Here is a 10,448-nt window from a genome sequence, read left to right as displayed (position 1 = left end):
GGTAGGTTAATAAGTCCATCTGCTTCGCCTGAATGATTAACTCAGGTGCGATAAATGGCATATCGACCACCGCCTTTCTGTTTATCTCTCATACGATTTCTCCTTTCTGCCGCCGACTGCTTCGCCCTCATCAGGCTCTCCGCCGACAATCTCATTTTCCTTTTTATCCATATTGAGCAGGATATTCAGCTCATCAAGTCGAGCAGTTTTTGCCTTCAATTCTTCCTCTTTGGCAAACGGCTTTTCGATTTCCTGCTTCGCTGTTTCAAATTGCTTTTCCGTATTTTCAAGGCTATTTTTCGTATCAGCAAGTGCTTCTTCAAAGCGTTCAATGCCGTTATCTATTCTCACGATATTACCGTGAGAATCATCGCCAAGCGGTACATCTCTGCTTGTTTCGCCTTTTAATTTCACAACATAATTACGCTGAACCGTATCAAAATACAGTTCCATTTGAAAGCCACGGTACTCGCCAAGTGGTATCGCATCGGGACTGTTCATTGACTTGCAGGCATTGATGATTGCCTGACCTGCTTCGGCTTTTTCGGAATAAGAAACACCCGATACCGTCATTCCAAGCGGCTGCTCGTCTATCGGTTTCGGGTGTAATTTTGCTGTTTCAACATCTTTTGTAAGTCCCTCTACACGGGATTTCAAGTAAGCAATCTGTTGTGGGTAGAACTTGATGACCTTATCCTCCAGTCCATATTTCTCCGATAAGAAATTGGATTTTAACATCTTCAGCTTCTGCACCTGAATGTCTAAGTCCATCTTTTCTTTGATATATGGATTGCCTGTTGCAAGCATTTTTATCTCTGCATAGGACAGTGCGGTTTCATCAATATCCTCTGCCGACCTGACCGGAGATTTGCTCGTCATAATCTGACTTGCGAACTTCTGCTTACCTTCCACAAGCTGATAGAGGTATGCATCAAAGGTCTGCTCTGTTACATAACGGTAAATATCAACCTGCGGATTTTCATTGCCTTGACGGACAATTCTACCGGAACGCTGCTCCAAATCTGAAGGTCGCCACGGACAATCCACATCGTGAAGTGCGATAAGTTTATCCTGCACATTCGTTCCTGCTCCCATCTTCTGAGTAGAGCCAAGAAGCACCCTGACTTCTCCCTTGCGTGTCTTTTGGAACAGTTCCTTTTTCTTCATATCCGTGTCGGCTTCGTGTATAAATTTTACTTCACTTTCAGGAATACCTCTCTCAATCAGCTTTTTCCTAATGTCGTTATAGACGGAAAATGTGCCGTCATTCTTCGGCGTGGAAAGGTCACAGAACACAAGCTGTGCCGATTTCTTGTCGGCATTTTCTTCCCATATTCGATAGATGTTATCGACGCAGGCATTGATTTTACTGCCCTCAAAATCAGGCAGCATATCGTTTAGCATACGCTGGTCAAGAGCCAGTTTTCTTCCATCATTCGTGATTTTCAGCATATTATCTACACTTGAATCCACACCGCCGCCACGCACCTGCTCAGCTCTCTCTGCAAGGGAAGCAACCATTTCTTTCTGCATTTCTGACGGCTTTACTGCAATGTTATGGTACTTTGCTTCCGGTACTGGCAGGTTCAACATATCCGCTGTCTTAATGTCCGCTATCTCCTTGAACATCGCCATTAGTTCAGGCAAGTTATAGAATTTTGCGAACCTTGTCTTTGCTCTGTATCCTGTTCCTTCCGGTGTAAGTTCCACTGCCGTAATGGTTTCTCCGAAAGTGGAAGCCCAGGCGTCAAAGTGCTGCAACCCATTTTTCACAAGCGTGTTATACTGCAAATATCGCTGTATCGTATAGAGTTCCACCATACTGTTTGAGATAGGTGTACCCGTTGCAAATACGGTTCCTCGACCTCCGGTAATCTCGTCAAGGTAACGACACTTCATAAAGAGGTCGGAAGATTTCTGTGCTTCCGTCTGTGCGATACCGCCCACATTACGCATTTTTGTATAAAGATAAAATAGTGATAGGTAAGGCTTTGAAGCTATCTCCACCTTTTCCCCCACCCCACACCGGGCGTGCAACTTTCATCGCACCCGGCGTACCATCAAACTAACTTACTACCCTCCATCGGGGTTCAACACTTTATGCCCTCACAGTACATATCGTGCTTACAAATTTCACTTTTGTTTATACTTTTGAATCTTCTTTAATACCTTTTCATCTATGTTTGGCGGTATCGGACCGTTGTTGACCATTCGATAACAGTCATTGCATAGCCATACAAGATTTTGCACTTTGTTTACTTTTCCTAACGGAAGTTCCCCTTTGACGTGATAACAATACTTTTTGTTATCTAAAAACAGCGGTTTCTTACAGCACTTACACTTGCCTTTATCTCTGTTGTACGCATATTCCCTGTTCATGAAGTATTCAAAATTATATACGGTCTTTGCATAGACCGAAAGCTGTATATCCCTTGCGGTATTCACTGACGGTCTATCACATGGAAGAGGCTTGCTTCTGCTACGGTAATAACTGTAAATTCGTCTGCCCTCCTCCGTATAAGGTGTCATGCGTTGGTCGAATGGCTTGCTTTCATACTTACTATGGGTAATAAACGCCATAGTAATTCCAAACCATTCTCCCTCAATCGGAACAGCAAATGTTTTACTTTTGTATCCCTCATGCCTATGCGGTAGGTTACAGAGCTTTTCCATTGGTATTTGATACTTATTGTAGTGTCTGGGAAATCTCTTTTTCCATACTGCCAATGCTGTATTATTGATTCTTCTGTCTATGATATGAAGAGCATGAGAGCATATTGAGGGTTGTAAATACTGTGCTAGCCCCACTATCATGGAATTCACACGCTGTATCTGTGCCGCCTGTACGCTCCTTTCTGTGGATTCTCCAATCACTCGGACTTCGTCAGCAATCTTCTGTATTTTATCTTTCAATCGCTCCATGTCTGGTAATGGTTTACCCACCAGATTTTCCGTCCACGTTTGGGGGTCAGGGGTTTTCCTCTTTTTCTCCGCTTTGACCACAAAACCGAGGAAATGGATTCCCTCCGTTCTAAGGTCTGTTACAAACGTCTTTTCCTGTGATAATTCCAGTTTCATTTTATTTCTAAAATATTTTGTCATCACACGTTTTAATCGGTATGCTTCCTGTTCTGTTGATGTTAAGATAACCCAATCATCTGCAAAACGAAAATTGTACTTTGGAGTTACTCCCAACCATTTCAATCGTCGTGTATCATTACACTTATGTTTGCATTTCCTATGGGGTTCCATATACATTCTTCCTACATACCAGTCAAAATCATTCAGATATACATTTGACAGCAATGGAGATAAAATTCCGCCCTGCATTGTGCCGAGTTTTGTATCATTCCTAGCACCGCTTTCTATATATCCAGCCTTTAACATCTGTTGTATGATTTTAATCACTCTTTTATCGTGGATTCCAATACGCCATATCTTCTGTAACAGGATTCTGTGGTCGATATTGTCAAAACACCCTTTAATATCTCCTTCAACCGCCCATACAGGCTGGTCTTTTGAATAAGTAGAAGCATTGATGACATTGATAATATCTCTGACAGCGTGTTTCTGTGCCCTGTAAGGTCGAAATCCGTAACTGTGCGGATAAAATCTTGCTTCACATATAGGCTCAATAATAATTCTCACACATTCCTGTATAATTCTGTCCAAAACTGTTGGAATACCCAGTGGGCGTTTCTTTCCATTCTTTTTCGGGATATATACTCTTTTTGCTGGCTTCGGTCTGTAATTACTGAAATTATCTCTTATTAGTGCAATTAGTTCCTCTTTTGGCATTTGCAGATATTTGTCCATTTTCATCTGGTCTACGCCAGCCGTTTTACTGCCTTTATTAGACTTAATGTTATGAATTGCGGTAACAATAGTAACTTCATTTACCATTGCTTCAATAAGACCTGTGAAAGAGATTCCTTCTTTCGATTTTACATAAAGAAAATCTAAGGTCTGTTTTAATTCCGCTTCTGTTGAAAATCTGACGTTCAAATGCACAAGGCTATCACCTCGCAGTTCGTCACCCATATTTCAGGGAGTTTTTCTTTTCTTATTTTGTGAAATTTGTAAATTAGTTTGACTAGTCCCCTTCGCCATGAGTATTTCAACTCTTGTGACTGGCTTTCCCAATCTCAGACTACTATGGGACTGCTGACTTCTTGTGTTTTCATCACTCTGTACAGCTCCCACACAAGCTCTCAAACGTTCCTAAATCTCTATCCTTTTGTAGATTTAACTACTTGAAGACCTTAGGTTGCTACCTTACACCGTAGGGACAAATACACTTTGAAACATAGTTGTTGTGTACTCTGTATGATATTTCATTCATACAGGAATGTATTGAAAAACCAGCAATACACTCTTCCCTAATCTTTCGTCCTTTCGGACGCCTACTACTCTTACGATGCTGCATAGCTTCTTCTACGTGTAACCATAGTCTTCGGAAGACCGCACTATATATTCCATATCCCGCAGGACTTAGGACTTCAAGTTACGACTTCTTCACGCTTTATACGTGGGTGGATACAGCCACCTCGCATAGTGAAGTATTATCTCGCACACCACCTATAGCTTTGATATGCTATCATCAGTGTTGTTTCTGTGTGGCAAGGGTAATTCTCCCTTGATTTCGAGATTTAAGTTCTAACAGTTCATTCTTATTTCTAAGTGATTTCTGTCGGTCGATTTCGGTAAGTTTATCAGACTTACCTTGTGCGACAACGTTTCGCACGGTTCTTGTAATAATGGCTTTCATCAACAAAAAGCCTGTCTACACCAAGTTCCTCAAAGGTTACAACATCATCTTTTTTCGTCTGGTCATTGAGTTTATCAAGTTTCTGCCTGATAGATTTCTTTGACTTTTCAAGCTGCTTTATGGAGAAGTTTTCCCCTCGGTTTCGCTTGAGTTCCGCAATTCCTCCGGTTATCTCCTCAAGCTGCTGTTCTAAGATTGCCCTCTGTCTTTCAATGGACATCGGGATTTTCTCAAACTGTGAATGTCCGATAATAACGGCGTCATAATCTCCGGTTGCAATCCTGCCGCAGAACTTTTTACGATTCTTGGTTTCAAAATCTTTCTTTGTTGCGACAAGGATATTCGCCGCCGGATAGAGCTGCAAATACTCAGCCGCCCATTGTTCGGTCAAGTGATTTGGTACAACAAACAGTGACTTGTTACAAAGCCCAAGCCTTTTCGACTCCTGTGCTGCCGCCACCATTTCAAAAGTTTTTCCTGCTCCGACTGCGTGTGCAAGAAGCGTATTTCCTCCGTAAAGGATATGGGCAACCGCATTTTTCTGATGTTCCCTGAGTTCAATTTCAGGGTTCATACCATTGAAAATGATATGACTTCCATCATACTCACGAGGTCTGACGCTATTGAATTTCTCATTGTAAGATTTGCAAAGCCTTTCCCTTCGTTCAGGGTCAGACCATATCCAGTCCTGAAATTCCTGCTTAATCATTTCCTGCTTCGACTGAGCAATCGCTGTTTCCTTTTTATTTAGGACAGCCTTTTTCTTTCCCTCATCATCTTCGATATAATCAAAGATACGCACATCTTTTAAATTCAGCGTTTCCTCAATAATCTTATAGGCATTGATGCGGGAAGTTCCGTAAGTGTTATATGCCCTTACATTTCCTTTGTCATAGGATTTGCCCTCAATATTCCACTCACTCGTAAATGGAGAGAAGTGAACTTTGATATTCCACTGTGCATAGCGTGGTGTTTCAAGCAAATGAAAGATAAACTCCTGCACATCGTCCGGTGGCAACCAAGTTGCACCAAGTCGCACGGAAATTTCACTTGCAGTCAGGTCTTTCGGCTGCACCTTTTGAAGTGCTTCTACATTGACCTTATAATCTTCCGGATAGAGTTCTGCCGAGTTCTTTGCAATCTTCAGCTTTTCCCTGACATTACCCGAAAGGTATTCATCAGCCATCAGATACTTCGGTTCGTAAGAATTTCCATACTCATAAAGCGGGTTTAGGAAGATAACACCCTTTAAGTCCTCAAAGATTTCATTCTCCGATTTACCGGAAAGCTCCATCATATAGTCCATATCAATCGTGGCTTTTTCTCCAAGAGATACCGCCAACGCTTCGCTTGCCGTATCAACAGAAGTAACCGGAGTATGCGGCTTAATTGTCCTCTTAGAAAACATATCAGCCTTACGTTCCAGTTCTCCGTCCTCTCCGATTATCTCCAATGCGGAAAGCAAAGAGAATGAACTGTCCTGCGAAAAAGCAGAGGTATTTGCACGGCTATTAATAAGTCCGTACTTACCTGAAAAGGTATCATAAAGTCTGTTTAATCGCTCCTGCTCCGCTTTGATTTCGCTGTCAGGGTAATCTTCTGTCTGCAATTCAATCAGCGTTCTGACGGAATTTCTAATAGCAATCATACCCTTAATTCGGTTCTCTGCGGTTGCCGACACTTCCACCGGAGTCATACGGGAATTTTCACGATAATAGATTTTATCGTCTACCACCGTATATGAAAAGTTTCTCACTGCCGGGTCTGCCGGAATAGAATTATCTTCCTCCTCCAGTTCTTCCTCGGCTTCATATTCCGTGATTTCTCCGTGAATGTTTGCTACTGCTTCATCAAGCTGTGCTGCAAGGTCTGCATTTTCATACGGCACACAAGTTGCTTCCATACCGAAACGCCCCGATACCATTTTCATTTCTCCAAGTATCATTTCGGGGTGCTGCACAAAATAAGAGTTCATCTTAATTCCGTTCTCATCGGTATCAAGATGAATCCAATCCGGCTCAATATCTATCAGTCTGTCACGCTTTTGCAGGATAAGAATATCCGAAACGACTTCCGTTCCTGCATTACCCTTAAAGGTATTATTCGGCAATCGAATTGCTCCAAGAAGCTCTGCTCTCTGTGCAATATACTTTCGTACTGCTAAAGTTTCCTTATCCATTGTGCCTTTGCTCGTTACAAGAGCCATCACACCGCCGGGTCTTAACTTATCAAGGGACTTGGCAAAAAAGTAATCGTGTATCAGGAACTTATGCTTGTCGTACCTTTTATCTAACACCTTAAAATCTCCAAAAGGCACATTGCCAACCACTCCATCAAAGAAGCTGTCCGGCAGATTGGTTTCTTCAAATCCTTGTGCCGCAATGGTTGTTTTCTGATAAAGCTGCTGTGCAATCCCTGCGGAAATCGTATCAAGTTCCACACCGTAAATCTTACTGTCTTGCATTGCGTCCGGTAGCATACCGATGAAATTACCGATACCGCAGGACGGCTCTAACAAGTTGCCTTCCTTAAAACCCATCTGCTCCATTGCCTTATAAATGGCTGTGATAACTTCAGGCGGCGTGTAGAACGCAGTCAACGTGCTTTCTCTTGCCGAAGCATATTCCTCCGGTGTTAATACCGAAGAAAGTTCCAGATATTCCGTTGCCCACGCTGAATTATTTTCATCAAAGGCTTCTGAAAGCCCACCCCAACCGACATACTTTGATAAGATAATCTGTTCTTCAGGAGTGGCAAATCTGTTTTCTTCCTGACATTTTTTAAGAAGCTGTATCGCCATAATATTTCTGCGGAAGCGTTCCTTTTTACCAACCGTTTCAACCTCATTTTCTCTAAGATTAAAGGTGTGACGGTCTGCCATAGGCACATCAGGGTGCAAGTCAAAGCCTTTGACTTTTTTCTTCTGCTCCCAAGCGGGAACTAACGGCTCAGGCTCTTTTTCATTTCTTTCTTCGGCAGGTTCTTCCTTTACAATCAAATGCTCATTCATCGGATTCTCTCGCACTTTTCTGTCAAACTCTGTGCGTGAAAATTCCTTATTGAACAGTGGCATATCATAGTCATAGAGCATTACTCTCTCATCATCAACAGATAAGATTTCGTACTCAGAAGCACCGATATACACCTTATCGCCAAGATGATATTCATACTGCACATCTTGTAGCTGTTCTGCTTCTTCAGGTTCTTTTTCGGTTGGTTCGACCTCTTGCTCCGGTGGTGCATTAGAAAGTATCTCACGATTTCTTTTCGTTTCCTCGATTTTGGCTCTGTGTTCCTCTTGACTTTCAAGCCACTGAGGATAGCGTTCTTTTTCCTTTGGATTTAAGTATCTGTCCATTCGGATAAGTTCCCCGATACGCTTCTCCACCTGCGACCACGAAAGTGTGATATGTGGATTTTCTTTACCGATGCCTTTCGTAATCGTAATACCTTTTCCATCGTGGCTCTCATCAATGCCTGCCCCGATTATGACGGGATAAGAACCGCCCCAACCATATTCATTTTTCAAGAAGTCGGCATTTTCTTTTGCAGAAAGACTTTTTTCAAACTGCTCATAAATACGCATTTTTCCCTCAGAAAATCCGCTTCCATTCGCAAGAACAGCGTCGATAATCTCCTGAGAAAAAGTAAAGGCAGAGGTTTTCTTTTCCTCTGCCCGACCGTCTAATATGAATGTCATCTGACCGTCCATTGACGGTAATGGTTTTATGCTGTCACTTAATTCTCCCAGTAATCGCATAGCTTCAAAGTGTCGGGCAATAACAGCCCAATCATAAAAGCTCTGTGCGGTTCTGCTGTCGTATTTGCCCTCCCACAAATGCAGGACGTTTTCAAAGGTCTTGTACCCTACTGTCCTGCCGTCCTCTAAAGTAAGCTCAGTATAATCATTATTGAAAATACTCTTTATATACTCTGTGCGGTCTTTGTTATCTGGATTGCGTTCATAATAATCTTTGATTTCTTCCAGACTTGCTGACAAATGTGGTGTCGTTCTGAGAATTTCATTGATTACTTCATCACGTCCAAAGAACGGAAGGCTTTTATCCTCGTGCGTTCTGTCGTAATACTCTAAGCGAATATCACTTCCGCTTTCACGATTTCCTGTGCCGAATTGCGAAGGGAGTTCATCAGACGAACCCATTTCATCATATCCTCCGCTTTCATCTGTTCGGTCACTCCCTCTTTCTGTGCCATCTGGCTCAGGATTGTTTCCTCCATCTTGCTGGCTCTCTGTTCCACTTCCGCCAAGTGCTGTGTCAGTTCGCCCCTCGTCAGGAGATTGTAGTAAAGGACTCTGTGATGTTCCTTCAGAAACTCTCTCCTCATCTGAGCGTATCTGCCCAACGTCACTTCCGGCTGCTGTGGAAGTTTCAGGTTCGGAAGGCTGTAATCGCCCACCATCGTGTAGGTCAGTTCGTTCATTGTCCAAACTCCTTTCGTCGTTATTTTCAACCTTATTGTATTCATTTCTGTCCTGACCGACAATTATGCGATTTTGACGGTTGAGTGCAGTAATTGTTTTAGATATTTCCGTCAATCCCATTTCTGCAATATCACTGGTAGCAAATCCAAGTGCATTGAGTGTTTCCTGCGTATTGAAGTTGGTAACATCTCTGAAATCATCAAGTTCAAAATAACCGTCCGTATCAACACCGAGCCTTGACATCATCATATATGCCACACTGTTTGTCACGACATTTTTATAAATGAAAGCCACAATATCCTCTTCCACTTCCTCAAAGGAACTGCCCTCGGTTGCATAGTAAAGGTCTTGCAGATAATCAGGGATATTATCCTCTGCCGCATTTCTTGCTGCTCCCATAATTGCTTCGGCAAGACTGCTCTTATTCTCAATCTCTCCGAAAGTGCTTTCCAATGTTTCAATCACATCAGCTTCGTATTCCTGACGCATATCCCAAATCGGGACTGTTCTTGAATATCTGCTTTCGTGAGTATCTGAAATATCAAAGTAATGTGTCAGTCTTTGCCGTGAACGGTTTTCATCAGCAAAAACAGCAATACCTCTTGCACCTCGGTTGACCCATCTGCCAAAAATTTTGTTCCACTGCTCTATCTCAAGAACCGCTGTTGCATCGGGTCGCTGTGCATATACAAGAAGCTGTTCGTCATAACGTAACTTATAATTTCGGCAAGCCGAAGCTAAGAATGCCTGCCAGTTCTGAGGATTTGACACAACCGTTTTGCAGGTGCGGTTGTAAAGCTCAGAAATAAGGTCATATTTTCGTGCCATTACTCTTGCACCTCCTTATCGCTGTTTTTCTCTGTTTCTGGTCTTGTTTTTTGACGGTTCGGATTGATTGACAGGTTCAACTTTACTTCCACTAAGCTCCATTTTTTCAGCAAACTCGCATATATGATAGCAGCAATTTCCGACATACAAATGGTAGTCATCAATATACTTGCACACTCTGTCTGCTGTGTGTCCATCACGAAAAGTAATCCTGATTTTCCCTCCATCGGGAATATAGAATTTCAAATTGTAATGACTGTCTATAAATCGAATTTGCTTTTCCTGCGGCTCTGCTCTATTCTCCTGTTGCTTCATTTTCCTTACCTCTCATTTTTGTTGCTTCATCAGAACCGCCGCCCAAATACGAAAAGAGTTTACCGGACTTTGTATTCTTCTGAAGCTCCATAA

At 42.4% G+C, this 10,448-nt stretch carries 3 protein-coding genes and 1 pseudogene; all 4 read right to left on the bottom strand.

All coding sequences use genetic code 11. The features are described from left to right. Positions 1-81: 81 nt before the first annotated feature. The 4 genes and pseudogenes from ACLU24_RS13795 to ACLU24_RS13775 all read right to left on the bottom strand — a co-directional run bounded on the left by ACLU24_RS13795 (position 82) and on the right by ACLU24_RS13775 (position 10,355). A complete protein-coding gene (locus tag ACLU24_RS13795) occupies positions 82-2,007 on the bottom strand; it encodes a helicase-related protein (RefSeq protein WP_412613250.1) in 1,926 nt (641 codons plus the stop codon). A gap of 126 nt (positions 2,008-2,133) precedes the next feature. Next, positions 2,134-4,011 carry a group II intron reverse transcriptase/maturase gene (ltrA, locus tag ACLU24_RS13790; RefSeq protein WP_271834742.1) on the bottom strand — a complete coding sequence of 626 codons (1,878 nt, stop codon included), beginning with the start codon at positions 4,009-4,011 and terminating at the stop codon, positions 2,134-2,136. A gap of 734 nt (positions 4,012-4,745) precedes the next feature. Then, positions 4,746-10,040: pseudogene (locus ACLU24_RS14665) on the bottom strand (N-6 DNA methylase); the annotation flags it as partial. Between the two features lie 15 nt (positions 10,041-10,055). Next, a complete protein-coding gene (locus ACLU24_RS13775) occupies positions 10,056-10,355 on the bottom strand; it encodes a hypothetical protein (RefSeq protein ID WP_015512771.1) in 300 nt (99 codons plus the stop codon). Positions 10,356-10,448: the final 93 nt, after the last annotated feature.

It is taken from the genome of Pseudoruminococcus sp. (genome assembly GCF_047012705.1).
GTDB lineage: Bacteria > Bacillota > Clostridia > Oscillospirales > Acutalibacteraceae > Pseudoruminococcus.
This window is presented reverse-complemented; position numbering and strand designations above follow the sequence as displayed.

Coding starts and splice junctions, on each gene's coding strand:
- ACLU24_RS13775 (WP_015512771.1), bottom strand. CDS start 10,355: ATGAAGCAACAGGAGAATAGAGCAGAGCCGCAGGAAAAGCAAATTCGA.